A 15,180-nucleotide genomic window follows, 5' to 3' on the forward strand; every position below is an offset into this window, starting at 1 on the left:
AACCAGTCTTTTTTCCAGATTCATCAAAGGAAGAACCATGCAGAAGAACCGCAAGAACCCGCGCGGCCGCGCCAACGGCGCGCCGCTCAGCAGCATCGGCCTGGCCGTGCTGGCCACGCTCGTGGCCGGCGGCGCGCAAGCGGCCGACACGACGGTCTCCACCATTCCCACGGTGGCCGTCAACACCACGGCCTACCAGAGCGTGCAGTCGGTGCAGGACAAGACGCAGCCCGTGACGGCCACAGCCGCCGGCAGCGTCATCGACGTCACCACCGCAGGCCCGCAGACCGGCGGCAGCAACACCGTCACGCAGAACAGCGTGAAGGCCAGCGCCACGGCCAACGCATTCACCAACGCTGTCGACCTGTCGCTCGCGGGCGGCAGCGGGCAGGTGCCGGCCGAAGGTGCGGCCTCGCTCGGCGTGCAGACCAACAGCGGCGTGGTCTCCAGCAGCGCCACCGGCAACACGGTGAAGGTCGATCTCGACGGCTTCTCCGGCGGCGGCGCGGCCAACACCGCCAACACCATCTCGGCGAGCACCACCATCAACAGCGGCTCGTCGACCATCTCCGGCACGGTGCCGGTGGACTACGCCTCGACCAGCCCCGGCTCGGTGACGCTGAGCTACTCGCCTGCCGGCTCCAGCAGCGCGGCGCACGGCAGCCTGGTCGCGACCTCGGTGCAGCAGGGTACCGGCGGGGCTTCCTCCGCCTCGGCCAGCGGCAACACGGTGACGCTCACGCTGACCGCCGACGGCGAAAACAGCGTTGTCGCCGCACCGGCGCTCGACGGCAACACGGTATCCGCCACGCTCAAGGGCAACACCGCCAACAGCGCCATCAGCGTGCAGTCGGGCGGCGCGCCGGCCTTCACCGGCTCGGCCGTCGTCTCCAACCAGCAGGTGAACCAGTCGGCCACGCCGGTCACGCACTCGGCTTCGGCCAACGGCGACAGTGTGACCGCCTCCATCGGCGGCAACGCCACAGGCGACACCAATACGCTGAAGGGCTCGCTCTCGGTCCAGGGCAACACCATCTCCAGCGCCGCCACGGGCAATGAAGCCCTCGGCGCCACCGCCGGCACGGCCGGCAACCGCATCGTGCTGGCCGACGGCGTGTCGGTCTCAGGCTCGGGCGGCGCGACGGCCAACACCGGCGCCTACAACGGCGGCAGCCTGTCGAGCACGCTTGCCGCCGACCTCGCCGTGTCGAGCAGCCAGGGCAACGTGGGCGTGTCGCTCTCCGCCGCCACGCAGGGTTCGGGCGTCATCGCCGCCGTGCAGTCGGTGGACGGCGGCGCGATCACCGTAGCGAACAACGCTGCCACCGCCTCGGCCACCGGCAACGCAGCGTCGAACGCGATCCTCAGCGGCAAGGATGCCGCCGCGTTCACCGCGACCGCCGCGCTGGCCAACCAGCAGAGCAACTACAACGGCGGCGTGAGCGCCCTCTCGAGCCTGGGCGTCATCGGCGCGATGACCGGCTCCGAGGATGGCACCAACAACGCCAGCGCCGTCTCGGTCACGGGCAACCGCTCGGCCGCCACCGCCTATGGCAACAACGCCAGCCAGAGCCTCGCGCTCGCGGCCAACACGCTGCCGCTTTCGGGTTCCACCGCCGTGCTGTCGGGCGGCAGCCTGCCCGACGGCAACGTCACCGCATCCGGCGCGGCCACCGTGACGAACCTGCAGGGCAACTACTCGGCACCGGTCTCGGCGCAGACGGTGGGTTCCGTCGTCGGCCTGATGGGCGACTCGCGCGGCACCGGCGGCGACACCATCCACGGCAGCAGCTTCACCGTGGGCGGCAACACACAGGAAGCGGTGGCCGTGAGCAACAGCGCCGGCAATGCGCTGTCGCTGACCGGCACCACCGTCGGCTCCGGCGCGGGCGTGGTCAACGTGCAGGTGACCGACGGCGGCTCGCCGGTCGGCGCCCTGCTCGCGGGCTCCACCGCCGCGGCCTACCTCGGCACGCACGCCACCGACAGCACCGTGGCGCTCACCAACAACCTGCAGCGCGCCGTGGCCTACGGCAACTCGGCGGCCAACAGCCTGAACGTGACGGCCAACAGCGCCACCGTGGCTCCCTCCGAGGCGCCCGCCTCGGTCGCAGTGCCCGCAGCCGGCTCGGCCGGTGTCACCGCAGCCTACGGCCTGCTGAGCAACCAGACCGCTGCCGGCGCCGTGAGCGCGGTGGCCGACGGCACGGGCTTCCTGCCCGTGGGCGCGCAGACGGTGCTGATCGAAGGCAACGTCACCCGCAGCAGCGTGTCGAACCAGGGCAACGCCTTCGTCGCCGCCGCCTACGGCAACGACGCGACCAACGCCGCCAAGCTGGCGCTGGGCACCGGAGCCACCGTGGCCGGCGCGGCATCGGTGGGCAACCTCACCAGCGTGCAGAACGCCGCCGGCTCGGTCGTCACGGCGACCGCCTCGGGCGGCAACGTGGTGAACACGGCCATCGAGGACGACGTGGCCGCATCCACGGTCGCGACCTCGGGCAACCAGCTGCAGGCACTGGCCTACGGCAACCGCGCGAGCGGCAACACCCTCGACGTGTCGGGCAACACGCTGGCCACCGTCAGCGCACAGCCGCGCGCCGTGAGCAACGTCGGCACGGCCATCGCCGATGCGGCCTTCAGCGTGCAGAGCGTGCAGAACGCCGCGGGCAGCCTCACTGCCTCCCTGCGCTCCGAAGACGCCCCGGGCGCGACCGCTTCGCAGATCCGCACCCGGATCGGCGGCGACGTGACGGGCTCCAGCGTGGCATCGAACGGCAACGGCGCCAGCGCGACCGCAACGGCCAACAGCGCCGCCAACGGCCTGACGCTCGCGGGCAACGGCCTGTCGACCTCCAGCGCGGTGCAGAACGTGCAGAACAGCAGCGCTTCGGTGCAGGCACTCGCGGGCCAGGCCGGCACGCCGGGCACGCCTGCCTCGCCTGCCACGCCGTTCACGTACAGCGCTCATGTGCTGGACCCTGATGCCCTTGGCGGCAGCACACTCGGCGGCAACACGACCATCACCAGCGGCACGCTGGGCGTACTTCAGTCGAGCCTGACTTCGCAGGAGATCGCCTATCTGACCTCGAACGGTTGGACGGTCGGCACCGGCGCGAACACCGGCCTGCTCACGGCACCGGCGAGCATCCTGGGCACGGTGACCACCGCCACCTACGACAACCTGCGCAACGCACAGTCGGTCCCGTTCGGCGCCACCATCCCCGGCACGTCGGCCGTCGCCGCCATCCCGAACCAGGGCGGCGTCACGGTCGCGGTGGGAGGCAACGTCACGGGCTCGCAGCTTGCCGTCAACGGCAACAGCAGCAGCGCCGCCGTCACCGGCAACAGCGCCACCAACAGCGCCTCGGTCACCGGCAACACCATCGCCTCGGGCGGTGCCGCGACCACGGCCAGCGCGGGCAGCCTTGCGCTCGGTGCGACCGGTGCGCAGGCCGACCACACGGTATCGAACCTGCAGCAGGTCACGGGCGGCGCAACGCTGTCGACCAGCGTCTACGGCACCTATGCCATCGACGCGACCGCCGGCGCGGCCATCTCCGCCTCGACGCTGAGCGTGTCCGACAACAGCCAGCGCGGCAGCGCGGTGGCGAACACGGCCACCAACAGCCTGAGCCTGAGCGGCACCAACGTCTCGAGCACAACGGCCCTGTCGTCGGCGCAGTCGGGCAACGCGGCCGTCTCGGCGGCTTCCGACCTGGAGCTGTACGCACCGGGCGCGGTGTCGGCCTCGTCGGTGGACCTGTCACGCAACAAGAACGTGTCATTGGGCGTGATCAACGATGTCGCCAACACGCTAAGCGTGAAGGCCTCCAACGCGACGCCGGCCGGCGCCACCGCCAACGCGCAGCTGGTGGCAGGCACCGCCACGGGCGACAACGTGCTGAACAACGCGCAGTCGGCCACCACCTCGGTGAGCAGCGCCGCGACGACGCGCCTGTACAACCAGGACCAGACGGCCTCGGCCACGACGGGCCTGGCCAACAGCACCGCGACGATCGCCGGCAACAGCACGACCGCCGAGGCCTCGGCCAACCGCGCCGACAACAGCGTGGCGCTCAACGGCGCCGCGGTGCTGGGCGCGAGCGCCGGCCTGAACAACACGCAGACCAGCAGCGCGGCCGTGTCGGCCAACGCCTCGACCTCCGCCACGTTCAAGCTCGAAGGCACCTCGCCAGCAACGGCCGCGGCGCTGAACAGCGGCATCACCATCGACGGCAACAGCACCACGGCGCTGGCACGCGGCAACGCAGCCAGCAACGCGCTGAACGTGTCGGCAGGCAGCGGCTACGCCGCGGCATCGCCGGTCGCGGGCAGCTCGGCCGGTGGCGCGATGCAGGCCACGCAGGCCACGGCGGCATTGCTCAACACGCAGGGCAACACGGGTAACGTGACGGCCAGCGCGAGCGGCACGTACCAGGTCGCGCTCAACGGCGTGACCGCCGGCACGGCGCCCGGCATCACGAACGGCACCGCCGCGCTGACGAACAACACCGTCGCCGCGCAGGCCTACGGCAACTCGGCCACCAACGCGGTGACCGTGGCTGCCACGGCGGCCAACCGTCCGACGGTCGCGGTGGGCAACTACCAGACCAACAGCGGCGCCATCACCGCGACCGCCACCGCCGTGAACTACGGCGTGGGCGTGACCGGTGCGGCCGCCGGCAGCACGCTGCGCGCGGCAGGCAACCAGGTGACGGCGACCGCGGTGGGCAACTCCGCCGTGTCGACGATCGCCTCGGCCCGCTGAGCGTCGCCCCCCTTGCCCCGGCCGGTGCGCTGCGCGCCCTGCCGGGGCTTTTTCCGCCCGCCTCCGGGCCGGGCATTCGCGCGAACCATGTACCTCCATCCCCTCATCACCAACGTGCCGCCGGCGGAGCGAGCGGCGCTCGTCCAGAGCTGCGAGCTGCGCTCGTTCAGGCGCAACGAGATCGTGCTGGAGGCCGACACCTGGACCGACCGCATCTATTGCGTGGCCAGCGGGCTGCTGCGTGTCGTCGCCCACGGCAGGGGCAGCGCGCAGGCCAGCGACGTCACCACCGATTTCATCCGCCAGGACGACTTCTTCCTGAGCCCCTCATTCACCGAAGACCGCTACCAGGCCATGCAGACGCTGGTCGCCGCGCTGCCTTCGGCCGTCTACCTGGTGCCCGTGGCCGCCATCCGCCGCATCTGCGGTGCGCACCCCGAAGTGGCCATCGGCCTGCTCGGGCTTGCGATGAAGCGCATGAGCGTCATCCGCAGCCAGCTGCGCCGCATCTCCGCGCTCTCGGCCGAGGACCTGGTGGGGCGTGTGCTGCACCAGCTCACGCTGCTGGCGCCCGCTGGCACTGGCGGCTACGACAAGCGCATCACCCAATCGGTGATCGCCTCTTATTCGGGACTGTCGCGCGAGGTGGTCAACAAGACCATGCGCGACATGGAGAGCCGCGGCCTCGTGCGGCGCGACGAGCACGGCGTGCATGTGCAGCCCGACTTCGCCGCAACCGACTTCGGCGGCCTGCTGCCGCTGGAGCAGAACCTGTCTTCGGTCGAGCCGCGACAGCACGACCCGATGCTGCCGCCGGAATTCTTCGACCTGCCACGCACGCGGCGCGAAGCCGAACCCGGCAAGGATTGAGAACGTGCGCCCGGCGGCGAATGCGAACGCCGGGCTTTCCTTCAGGCGAAGTCGGTCGTCGCGAAATCGTTGGCGACGTGCACGCCGTCATCGTCGCGGCGCACCAGGCCACGCAGTTCGAAGTCGCGCATGGTCTTGTTGACCACCTCGCGCGAAAGCCCCGAATAAGAGGCGATCACCGATTGGGTGATGCGCTTGTCATAACCTTGCTCGCCCGCCGGCGCGAGCCGCGTGAGCTGCTGCAGCACGCGAAGCACCGAGTCTTCGGCCGTGTGCACGGAGATGCGGTGGACCTGCCCCCGCAGCGTGCTCATGCGCTTCATCGCAAGGCCCAGCAGGCCGAGCGCCACTTCCGGATGTCTCTTGCAGAGGCTGCGCATCTCCCCGACCGGAATCAGGTACACCGACGAAGGCAGTGCGGCAACCAGCGTCTTCTTCGAGCAGTAGCTGTCTTCCTGCATCGACAGATGGAAGAAGAAGTCGTTGGGTCCGATGAACTCCGTGGTCATCTCCGTGTCGCCGCGCTGGTTCAACGAGACCACGCGCAGCAAGCCGCTCGCCACGCAGTAGATCTGGTCGGTCGAATCGCCGGCGGCCAACACGACTTCGTTGCGCTTGTAGGAATGCAGGCGGGTGGACTCGCCGAGCTTGGTGCGCTCCGCCAGCGGCAGACTCGCCATCAGGGGATGTAGGTACATCATCGAATGGTGCTTCCCAAGGCCGCTTCGAGGGAACACACAAACATGGGAGGCCGTGCATCCGATCCGCTCAGGCAGGCTGCGCAAATGTATGCATAACATGCACCGCTGCGCATCGCGACGCAGCAGGCCGCGCTGCTCCATGTCGCGCATGGTCTTGTTGACCACCTCGCGCGACAGGCCCGAGTACGAGGCGATCATCGATCGCGAGATGCGCTTGTCGTAGCCGCCCTCGCGCACGCGCGCCAGTTGCGTGAGCTGGCGCAGCACGCCCCGTTAAACAGCACGGCTCCCGCAGCGAGGCTTTCCAGGCGCCGGCCGCCTGACCAGCATTCGAACCGATGCGCTGCTGGAGCCTGTTCGGGGACTGCGAGACTCTTTGCACCGGAATGTGATGCGCAGCACATCTGCGCCCCGAAAGCAGGTGCGCGAGGGCAAGGCGATTAATACCATCGACTTCGCTCTCCGGCGCCCCGGACAAGACAACGATCCGCCAGCCGCAGGCCAGTGCAGCCTTCCACCACTTTTCATGATGCAGTCCCTCCACGCCCCAGAGGAAATCGCCGTGCCCATGCACCCAGGCCACTCCGCCCACGCCATGGCGGTGGCCGGAGCCCTGTGCGAACTGTTCACCCAGGCCAGCGAAGTTCAGCTGGCGTTCCTGCTGCGCTCCATCGAGACGGGCGACGCACCGGCCGCGGCCCGCGCCGCGCAGGGCATCCTTGGCGCCATCGCGTCTTCGGCGGCCCGATGCGAACCAGCGTCCGACGCCCCCGCCGCCCCGCTGTCGTCGCGCGAGCTCAAGGTGCTGTGCATGATCGCGGGCGGCTCGACCAACCGCCAGATCGCGGACGCGACGCATCGCTCCATCAACACCATCGAGGCGCAGGTGAAGAGCATGTACCGCAAGCTCGGCGTGCGTTCGCGCACGCAGGCCGTGCGGGAGGCAATGCAGCGAGGACTGCTGATGTGGCGCGACGAGGGCGCGCCGGTCGCCGTGGTTCGCACGCAGAGTTCAGCGCTCTGCTGAGGAGCCTGCAGGCAGCCACGCCCGCTCTCTCGCAACGGCCCTTTCAAGCGGAGGGCAAACAGGCAAGCTATATTGCCCGCTCCCAACCAAAACGAGAGAAGCCGACATGGCAAAAGCCTACTGGGTCAGCGCATACCGCGCCATCAAGAACGCCGACAAGCTCGCGGCATACGCAAAGCTGGCAGCCCCGGCAATCACCGCAGGCGGGGGCCGCTTCCTGGCACGCGGCCTGCCCACGAAGGTCTACGAGTACGGCCTGTCGGAGCGCACCGTTCTGATCGAATTCGACAGCATCGAGCAGGCCACGGCCACGCATGACAGCCCCGAATACCAGGCGGCGCTTGCTGCGCTGGGTGATGGCGCCGAGCGGGATCTGCGGGTTGTCGAGGGACTGTGATCGGCCTCTGAGCTGCTGAAGTCTTGAGGGCGTCGAGTACGCCCTGCAGTCGGACATCGTGCTCGGCCCTCGCTGAGCCTCCACATCCGGCCACCGCCGGGAGACAACCCCATGCAACCGACCGGAACCCTGCGCGGCATCGCCGCAATGCTGCTGGCCTGCGCCTTCTTTGCCTGCATGGACGCCATGCTCAAGACCCTGGCGGGGCACTATCCGCCGCTGCAGGTGATGGCGCTGCGCGGCCTCACCGCCCTGCCCCTGGTGTGCATGTACATCGCCTGGCGGCGCGAGATGGGCGGCGTTTTCAACCGCAAGCTGCGCTGGCGCCTGCATCTTCTGCGCGCCGTGCTGAACATGACGATGCTCGTGCTCTTCGTCCATGGCCTTAAGACCCTGGGCCTGGCAGAGGCCTACACGCTCACCTTCATCGCGCCGCTGCTGATGGTGCTCATCGCGGTGCCGATGCTGGGCGAATCGATACTGCCGCGGCACTGGGTCGCCATCGGGCTGGGCTTCACAGGCGTGGTGATCGCGCTGCGGCCCGAGCAGGGAGCCTTCCTTTCGACGGGTGCGCTGGCGATCCTCGTGGCCGCGGTCTGCTATGCGCTGTCGAACATGCTGGGCCGGCTCATCAGCCGTACCGAGCCGAGCGCCGCGCTGGTCTTCTGGACGACGATCGGCATGGCCGTGGGCGGAGGCCTGCTTTCGGCGCCGCAGTGGGTGCCGATCCAGCCCCAGCACACGTGGGTGCTCGCCGGCCTGGCCATGAGTGGCTTCCTGGGCCAGCTGGCCATCGCCGAGGCTTTCCGCCATGGCCAGGCCGCCGCCATCGCCCCCTTCGAATACAGCGCGCTCGCATGGGCGCTCTTGATCGACTGGCTGTTCTGGCAGACCGCGCCTGACACCTGGACGCTGGGCGGCGGCGCATTGATCATCGCGAGCGGGCTGTGGCTGGCGCGAAGCGAGGCGCCGAAGTCCGCGCGGGAGAATCAGCAGGCAGCCTGAGCCGATAACGTATCAGGGCGCGACGCGGCTCAGGAACATGTGCGTGGCGCGCTCGCCCGCCACCTGCCGTTCGCAGCGGTAGCCCAGCGCCGGCAGATCCAGGCCCGCGAACAGTGCCTCGCCCTTGCCAAGCAGTACCGGTCGCACTGCAAGGTGCAGTTCGTCGATCAGCCCTGCCTTCAGGTATTCGCGCACGGTGGCCACGCCGCCTCCCACGCGCACATCGCGCCCGCCCGCGGCGGCCCGCGCCTGCGTCAGCGCATCATCAATGCCGCCGGTGACGAAGTGGAAGGTGGTACCGCCCTTCATCGTCAGCGGCGCACGGGGATGGTGAGTCAGCACGAATACGGGCACGTGGTAAGGCGGCTCATCGCCCCACCAGCCTTTCCAGCTTTCGTCGGGCCAGGGGCCGCGCACCGGGCCGAACATGTTGCGCCCGAGGATCCAGGCGCCCATCTCGGCGAAGCCCTGTTCGGCGATCTCGTTGTCGATGCCGGTCTCGCCATTGGCCTCACCCGTCTTCTGCATCTGTTGCCAGACGCGCGTGGGAAAGAACCAGTCCATGAGTTCCGGCCCGCGGACACCCAGTGGGTGCTCCAGGCTCTGATCGGGGCCGGCCGCGAAGCCGTCCAGCGAAACACCGAAGCTGCGCACAAGCAATCGGGACATGGGGTCGTCTCCTGCAAAAAGCGGAGCGACAGTTTAGACCTCGCAAGCCGAGAGCAGATTTCCCGGGCGAAGGGGCGAGAGTGAGCCCCCTGTCCGCTCTCTGATGGACAACAATCGGCCAGCAACTCAGGACTTCATACCCTCGCACTCGCAGCCATGGCTCACCTACCAATCTCCGCTTCCGATGAAGACCTCATCAAGTTCGCAGACGAATGGGCAAGGCTCCTCGAAGCCGAAGACTACGCGGCAGCCTTCGGATTCACCGCGCAGGAACCATCGATGCAATGGACGCCGGAACTGATCCAGCAGGTCATCAAGTCGTACGGCGAATGCAGCGCCTGACCTGCCCCCTCTTGCCATGCCATTCATAACGAGGAAGTCCGGGGTTGCAAGATTAATTGATCTCGGTGGTGTTTGAGCTGGGCCGAGCTGCATCGCCAGCGCGCTGGCGATGCAGCTCGGCGAACTTGGCTGGCGGCATGCGATTGCAACTGCTGTGCGGCCTGACCTCGTTGTAGTCCTGCCGCCAGGCGGTGATGGCCGACCTGGCCTGCACCAGCGTCTCGAACCACTGCTCGTTCAGGCACTCGTCCCTGAATTTGCCGTTGAAGCTCTCGATGTAGCCGTTCTGCATGGGTCGCCCGGGCTCGATAAGGATGTGGCGGATGCCATGGGTCTGGGCCCAACCCATGAAGGCGCGACTGGTGAACTCGGGGCCGTTGTCCGTGCGCACGGCCAGCGGATAGCCTCTGAAGACCGCCGCCTGGTCCAGCAGCCGCGTCACGTACTGCCCAGAGATGCCCCAGTCCACCGAGATGCTCACGCACTCGCGGCTGAAGTCGTCGGCCACCGTCAGGCACTTGATGCGCCGCCCGGTGCTCAGGCTGTCGCTGACGAAGTCCATGCTCCAGACCTCATTGACCGTCCTGGCCAGTTGCAGCGGCACGCGCTCGCTGACGGGCCGCTTGGCCTTCTTGCGCTTGCGCACGGCCAGGTTGGCCGCGCTGTAGAGCCGGTAGACCTTCTTGTGGTTCACGCCGGGGAAATGCGGGCGCAGCATGTCGTGGATGCGCCGATAGCCGAAGCGCCGGCGCACATGCGCGATCTCGACGATCTTGCTGCTGAGCTCCTGGGTCATGGCATCGATCTCAGGTGGGTTGCGCCAACTGTCGCGTGAGAGCCCCACAAGCCTGCACGCCCGTCGCTCGCTCAGATCGCATTGCTCGATCATGGTGGCGATGGCGGCACGCTTGGCCTGTGGGGCTAACGCTTTACCCCGAAGGCGGTGTTCAGCGCGTGGATGTCCAGGTGGGCTTCGGCCAACAGCTTTTTGAGCTTGTTGTTCTCCGCCTCCAGTTCACGCAGTCGCCTCGCATCGGGCACCTCCATGCCACCGTACTTGGCTCGCCACTTGTAGAAGGTGGCGTCGCTGAAGCCGCCCTTGCGGCACAGCTCCTTGATCGGCAGGCCGGCCTCGGCCTGCTTGATGAAACCGATGATCTGCTCCTCGGTGTATCTGCTCTTTCTCATGTCCGTCATTCTCCAAGTTGACGGACTTCGCTGCCATTACGCTGGTACGGCCGGGAGGGGGCAGGTCACGCCGGCCAGAAGGTCACGCTGAACGGCGAACCCACCGACATCCACCAGCGAAAGGAAGTCACGCGCTGGCAGGATGACGGCCATGGCAGCATCGGCGAGATATGGTACGACCTGAACATCGACGGATATGCCTCCGACCTCACCGCGACCTTCTACATCGAAGAAGGCCTGGATGGGCTGACGGTGCGGTTGAACGACATTCACGTCATGTAGTTTCCGTTCGGCCATCGGCAGACCCGTACGGCCACCACACAACTCGCTCTTCGCTTTTCATCCACCAATGAACCTGCCGAATTTCGACCGCGACGCGGCGCGCGACCTGATGAAGGAGAAAGCCGGCGCGCCTTTCTCCGCGTTCGATGTGGCCACCCGCGCCCATCACCGCCAGGACAGGCAATTTCACGCGGAGGCAGCCCTGCTCTTCTGCCTTGCAGCCGAAAGAGCCGATGCCGAGCATCGCGCGGATCAGTCCAGGCCCAATCAGGCGATGAACCATCTCGTGCGGGCGGGCATCGCGTTCAACCGCGCAGCGGAGATCGAGACCGCGGAACCATTGCTGCGCCAGGCCATCGCCTTCGATTGGGCCGGAAACGGACTTTCGAACGACAGGCACATGGTCGAGTGGGCCTTCTACCAGCTGCTGCTGAATGCCCGGCAAGAGCCGGAGCGCTTTGCGCAACTGTTCGATGAAGCCGTGTCGCGATGCGCCGAAGTCGACCGGGACTACACGGTGATCCACCCGCATCAGGAAGAACTGCTGGAGATCGCCATCGGCATGGAGCATCGTCCCATCGTCGAACGGCTCGCCACAAAGATCGCGGAACGCCGCCCGGCCAAGAAGGCGACCAAGGAATTGCTGACGCGGGCCAAGGCACTGCTCGCGAACTCCAACTGATCGATGAAGGGAGTGGGAGACATGGCAGTCAAGCGAATGGACAACATCCTGATCGTTGTCGATGACCTGGAAGCGGTGAAGGCATTCTTCGTCGAACTCGGTCTCGAGCTCGAGGGCCAGACCACGGTCGAAGGGCCTTCCGTCGGCAGCCTCATAGGGCTTGGAGACGTTCGCGCCACCCTTGCGATGCTCCGGACTCCGGATGGGCAAGGAATCGAACTGGACAAGTTCCACACGCCGGATGCGGTGCGGTTCGGCCCCGTGAATGCGCCGGTGAACACGCTGGGCCTTCGCCGCATCATGTTCGGCGTGGACGACATCGACGCCGTCGTTGCCCGGATGCAGGCCCATGGCGCGGAAATCATCGGTCAGATGCAGTACGGGGAGTCGTACCGGCTCGCATACATTCGCGGGCCCGAGGGCATCATCGTCGGGCTTGCCGAGCAGCTAGGCTGACAGCGGGCGAGAGGAAAAATGCCCCCGCCGTCTGACAGGCAGACGGCAGGGGCAAAAGCGGCGTCAGCCTTTCAGCCGAGCACCTCGGTCACGATGCCGGCGCCAACGGTCTTGCCGCCCTCGCGCATCGCGAATCGCATGCCGTTCTCGATGGCCACGGGCTTGTTCAGCTCGAAGCCGATCTGTGCCTGGGCACCCGGCTCGACCACACCGCTCTCGGTGTCGACGCGGATGACACCCGTAACGTCGGTCGTGCCGAAGAAGAACTGCGGCTGGTAGCCGGAGCCGAACGGAGTGTGGCGACCACCTTCTTCCTTGCTGAGGACGAAGATCTGGGCACGCCCCGTCCGGTATGGCTTCAGCGCACCGGGCTTCACCACGACCTGGCCTCGCACGACATCGTCGCGCTTGACCCCGCGCAGCAGCAACCCGACGTTCATGCCGGCCCGCGCCTCGGCAACGTCCTTGTGGAAGGACTGCACGCCGGTGACGATCACCTGCTCGTCGCCTTCCGATCTGAGCCCGACGATCTCCAGGCTGTCGCCGACGCGGATCACACCGCGCTCGACACGACCGCTGACCACGGTGCCGCGGCCCGTGATGGTGTGCACGCCTTCGACGGGCATCATGAACGGCCCGTCGTAGTCGCGCATCGGATCGGGAATGCGCGAGTCCAGCGCGTCGACGAGCTCAACGATGCACCGCACGTCAGGCCCCTCGAGCTCGCCGCGTTCGGCGGCGGCCAGGGCCTTCAGCGCACTGCCGAAGACGAAGCGGGCTTCGTCGTAGCCGTGTGCAGCCAGCAGCGCGCCGATCTCCATTTCGATCAACTGCTCGATGTCGGCACGGTCGGTCTCGGCGACGAGGTCCATCTTGTTCACGAACACCACCATGTGGCCGACGTTCACCTGGCGCGCCAGCAGCACATGCTCGATGGTCTGCCGCGCGGCGCCTTCGGTACCGTCCACCAGCAGGATCGCACCGTCCATCTGCGAGGCGCCGGTGATCATGTTCTTGATGTAGTCGGCGTGTCCGGGGCAGTCGATGTGCGCGTAGTGGCGGATGTCCGACTCGTACTCGACGTGCGAGGCGTTGATCGTGATGCCGCGTTCGCGCTCTTCCTTCGCGTTGTCGATCTGCCCGTAGGACAGCGCACGGCCGCCGATGCGTGCGGCCTGCACGAAGGTAAGAGCAGCCGTCAGAGTCGTCTTGCCATGGTCGACATGACCGATGGTTCCGACATTCACATGAACCTTGTTCATCATGGTTTTCTCCAGTTTGAGAGTGATAGACCGATCCGATCCGCTGGCCAGGCGAAGCAGTCGGCGGGGTTGTCGGCGCGCGCGCCAGACTCGGATGCCCGCGATGCGGACAAGAAAAAAAGCCTGCCGGGTGGACCACCCGGCAGGCTTTTATTGCCTGAAGGATGGACCTCCAGGCACACAAGGGCCTGGAAGCTCTACACGAGCGACTCCACGGAGAACGCGCACAGCGCTGCGCCGGCAGCAAGTGCGGCGAAGGCAAGTTCTCGTTCGAAGGTCATGTCCACATCTCCAGTTGAGCAGGCGGAAAAACAAAAAACCCGGTGGCTTGGGCCTACCGGGTCTTGTGAAACTCAGGAGGCCGAGCCTCCGGGGGAAAGGCTCTAGGAAAGCGATTCAGCGAAATATGTGCGCAGCGCATCCACCGCTGCATTGCGGGTCGTCGATGCGTCTTGCGTGATCGGGAATTGCTTCATGGTCTCTCGTGCTATTGGCTGGTACCGCACGCGATGGTTGTAAATCTTTGGGGAGCGGAGGCTAACACCGTCGTCGAGATCCGGCAACAGGAGCGTTGCGCGACCGCTGCAGCAGCGGCTCTCGGAAAGGTGTCGCGCATGCTCCCGTCATCGTCTGCGAGGGCTGTACTCGGCGCAGGACTTCTTGCCTGCAGAAAGCAGGCATTGCATCCGCTCATCCTCCACACCTACCGCATCAAGGTATGGACTCGTCCCCGTCGCACCGTCGGGGTAGGTCACCAGATAGCGGCGGCTCTCCTGAGGGTCGGCGCGAACCGTCATGGCCATGTCTTCGACAACTCTCACTTCCAGGGTCATGGTTCCAGATGCCGAGGGATCGAGGTTCGGCGGAAAGAAGAGTGACTTGGGCCGCAGCCGAAGTTCATTCTTCGAAGGATCGTCCTTCACAAGGATCACAGGGAAGTACGCGAACTCCGCCTTCACGTTCGGGGTGCGAATGGCATCCTTCGCGCTCCTGAAGTTGAACTCGTTTCCATGCGAGATCACTTCCCTGCCTTTGACCAGCCGATGGTTGCTGCGGTACTTGAATGAAGTTTCCAGCAATGCCAGTTTCCACTGGCAAGCACCTCCTGCATCGATGGCGAAGCGCGCCTTGTAGGCGTTACCCGAGGCCTCCCTGACGAGTTCGACCTTCTCGAAGTTCAAGGCTCGCATCATGGCAGTGCCGCTTTGCGACTGGCCGCCAACGCCGTAGTGCGTCGCTTCCTTGCATTTCTCAGATGCGTACTGCAGCGTGACGGGCTGGGGCTCCACACCATCCGCAGCCTTCACGATCAGCGTCAGCCAGCGTGCATCCGCGGAGGGGCTTTGCGTGCGGTCTGCCTTTCGATCCAGGCCAGATGCCGATGTGCAGCCCGCCAGGAAAGAACAGATCACGAACAGGGGAATGCCAATTCTCTTCTTCATGTGTCTCGTGTTGACTTCGTCGAAGCGGCCGGCGGTCTTGATGAGCCGGCGCGCTCCGGGTTGCCAACACTATAGGGGCCGGCAGG

At 66.7% G+C, this 15,180-nt stretch carries 14 protein-coding genes; 9 read left to right on the forward strand and 5 right to left on the reverse strand.

From position 1 onward, the window contains the following. Positions 1-37: 37 nt before the first annotated feature. Both ABL843_RS22020 and ABL843_RS22025 read left to right on the forward strand, forming a co-directional pair. On the forward strand, positions 38-4,771 hold the full coding sequence (locus ABL843_RS22020) for a beta strand repeat-containing protein (RefSeq protein WP_418117303.1): 4,734 nt from the start codon (positions 38-40) through the stop codon (positions 4,769-4,771). 87 nt (positions 4,772-4,858) lie between these two features. Next, the gene (locus tag ABL843_RS22025; RefSeq protein WP_126024442.1) at positions 4,859-5,641 is read left to right on the forward strand and encodes a Crp/Fnr family transcriptional regulator; all 783 of its coding nucleotides are present in this window, start codon (positions 4,859-4,861) and stop codon (positions 5,639-5,641) included. A 41-nt stretch (positions 5,642-5,682) separates the two neighbouring features. On the opposite strand, the gene ABL843_RS22030 is transcribed toward ABL843_RS22025, so the two are convergent. Then, positions 5,683-6,609 (reverse strand): helix-turn-helix domain-containing protein, encoded by a 927-nt coding sequence (locus ABL843_RS22030; protein ID WP_418117304.1) that lies wholly within the window; start codon positions 6,607-6,609, stop codon positions 5,683-5,685. A gap of 301 nt (positions 6,610-6,910) precedes the next feature. Between ABL843_RS22030 and ABL843_RS22035 the strand changes: the two genes are divergently transcribed. The 3 genes from ABL843_RS22035 to ABL843_RS22045 all read left to right on the forward strand — a co-directional run bounded on the left by ABL843_RS22035 (position 6,911) and on the right by ABL843_RS22045 (position 8,771). After that, positions 6,911-7,369 (forward strand): response regulator transcription factor, encoded by a 459-nt coding sequence (locus ABL843_RS22035; RefSeq protein WP_240650784.1) that lies wholly within the window; start codon positions 6,911-6,913, stop codon positions 7,367-7,369. A gap of 106 nt (positions 7,370-7,475) precedes the next feature. After that, positions 7,476-7,766 carry a DUF1330 domain-containing protein gene (locus tag ABL843_RS22040; protein WP_126024439.1) on the forward strand — a complete coding sequence of 97 codons (291 nt, stop codon included), beginning with the start codon at positions 7,476-7,478 and terminating at the stop codon, positions 7,764-7,766. A gap of 111 nt (positions 7,767-7,877) precedes the next feature. Continuing rightward, the gene (locus tag ABL843_RS22045; RefSeq protein WP_126024438.1) at positions 7,878-8,771 is read left to right on the forward strand and encodes a DMT family transporter; all 894 of its coding nucleotides are present in this window, start codon (positions 7,878-7,880) and stop codon (positions 8,769-8,771) included. A gap of 12 nt (positions 8,772-8,783) precedes the next feature. Here the strand turns inward: ABL843_RS22045 and ABL843_RS22050 are convergent, their stop codons facing one another. Beyond that, positions 8,784-9,440, reverse strand: a complete 657-nt coding sequence (locus ABL843_RS22050; protein WP_418117305.1) for a dihydrofolate reductase family protein — start codon at positions 9,438-9,440, stop codon at positions 8,784-8,786. Positions 9,441-9,596: 156 nt separating this feature from the next. Between ABL843_RS22050 and ABL843_RS22055 the strand changes: the two genes are divergently transcribed. Beyond that, positions 9,597-9,782 carry a hypothetical protein gene (locus tag ABL843_RS22055; RefSeq protein WP_418117306.1) on the forward strand — a complete coding sequence of 62 codons (186 nt, stop codon included), beginning with the start codon at positions 9,597-9,599 and terminating at the stop codon, positions 9,780-9,782. A 52-nt stretch (positions 9,783-9,834) separates the two neighbouring features. Here the strand turns inward: ABL843_RS22055 and ABL843_RS22060 are convergent. Then, positions 9,835-10,970 (reverse strand): IS3 family transposase gene (locus tag ABL843_RS22060; protein ID WP_418116623.1). Its coding sequence is split into 2 segments (ribosomal slippage): positions 9,835-10,709 and positions 10,709-10,970, totalling 1,137 coding nucleotides; the frame shifts between segments, so codons are not numbered across the junction. Between the two features lie 108 nt (positions 10,971-11,078). Between ABL843_RS22060 and ABL843_RS22065 the strand changes: the two genes are divergently transcribed. The 3 genes from ABL843_RS22065 to ABL843_RS22075 all read left to right on the forward strand — a co-directional run bounded on the left by ABL843_RS22065 (position 11,079) and on the right by ABL843_RS22075 (position 12,390). Next, positions 11,079-11,252 (forward strand): DUF7668 domain-containing protein, encoded by a 174-nt coding sequence (locus tag ABL843_RS22065; RefSeq protein WP_418120503.1) that lies wholly within the window; start codon positions 11,079-11,081, stop codon positions 11,250-11,252. 67 nt (positions 11,253-11,319) lie between these two features. Further along, positions 11,320-11,934, forward strand: a complete 615-nt coding sequence (locus ABL843_RS22070; RefSeq protein ID WP_418117307.1) for a hypothetical protein — start codon at positions 11,320-11,322, stop codon at positions 11,932-11,934. A 21-nt stretch (positions 11,935-11,955) separates the two neighbouring features. Then, positions 11,956-12,390 (forward strand): VOC family protein, encoded by a 435-nt coding sequence (locus ABL843_RS22075; RefSeq protein ID WP_418117308.1) that lies wholly within the window; start codon positions 11,956-11,958, stop codon positions 12,388-12,390. Between the two features lie 71 nt (positions 12,391-12,461). Here ABL843_RS22075 and tuf read toward each other — a convergent pair whose 3' ends face one another. Both tuf and ABL843_RS22085 read right to left on the reverse strand, forming a co-directional pair. Continuing rightward, positions 12,462-13,655, reverse strand: coding sequence for an elongation factor Tu (tuf, locus tag ABL843_RS22080; protein WP_369661372.1), 1,194 nt, complete (start codon positions 13,653-13,655; stop codon positions 12,462-12,464). 620 nt (positions 13,656-14,275) lie between these two features. Then, entirely contained in the window at positions 14,276-15,094 is an 819-nt protein-coding gene (locus ABL843_RS22085) for a hypothetical protein (RefSeq protein ID WP_418117309.1), read from the reverse strand. Between the last annotated feature and the right edge of the window lie 86 nt (positions 15,095-15,180).

The organism is Variovorax sp. 350MFTsu5.1, from assembly GCF_048302515.1.
Classification (GTDB): domain Bacteria; phylum Pseudomonadota; class Gammaproteobacteria; order Burkholderiales; family Burkholderiaceae_C; genus Variovorax; species Variovorax guangxiensis.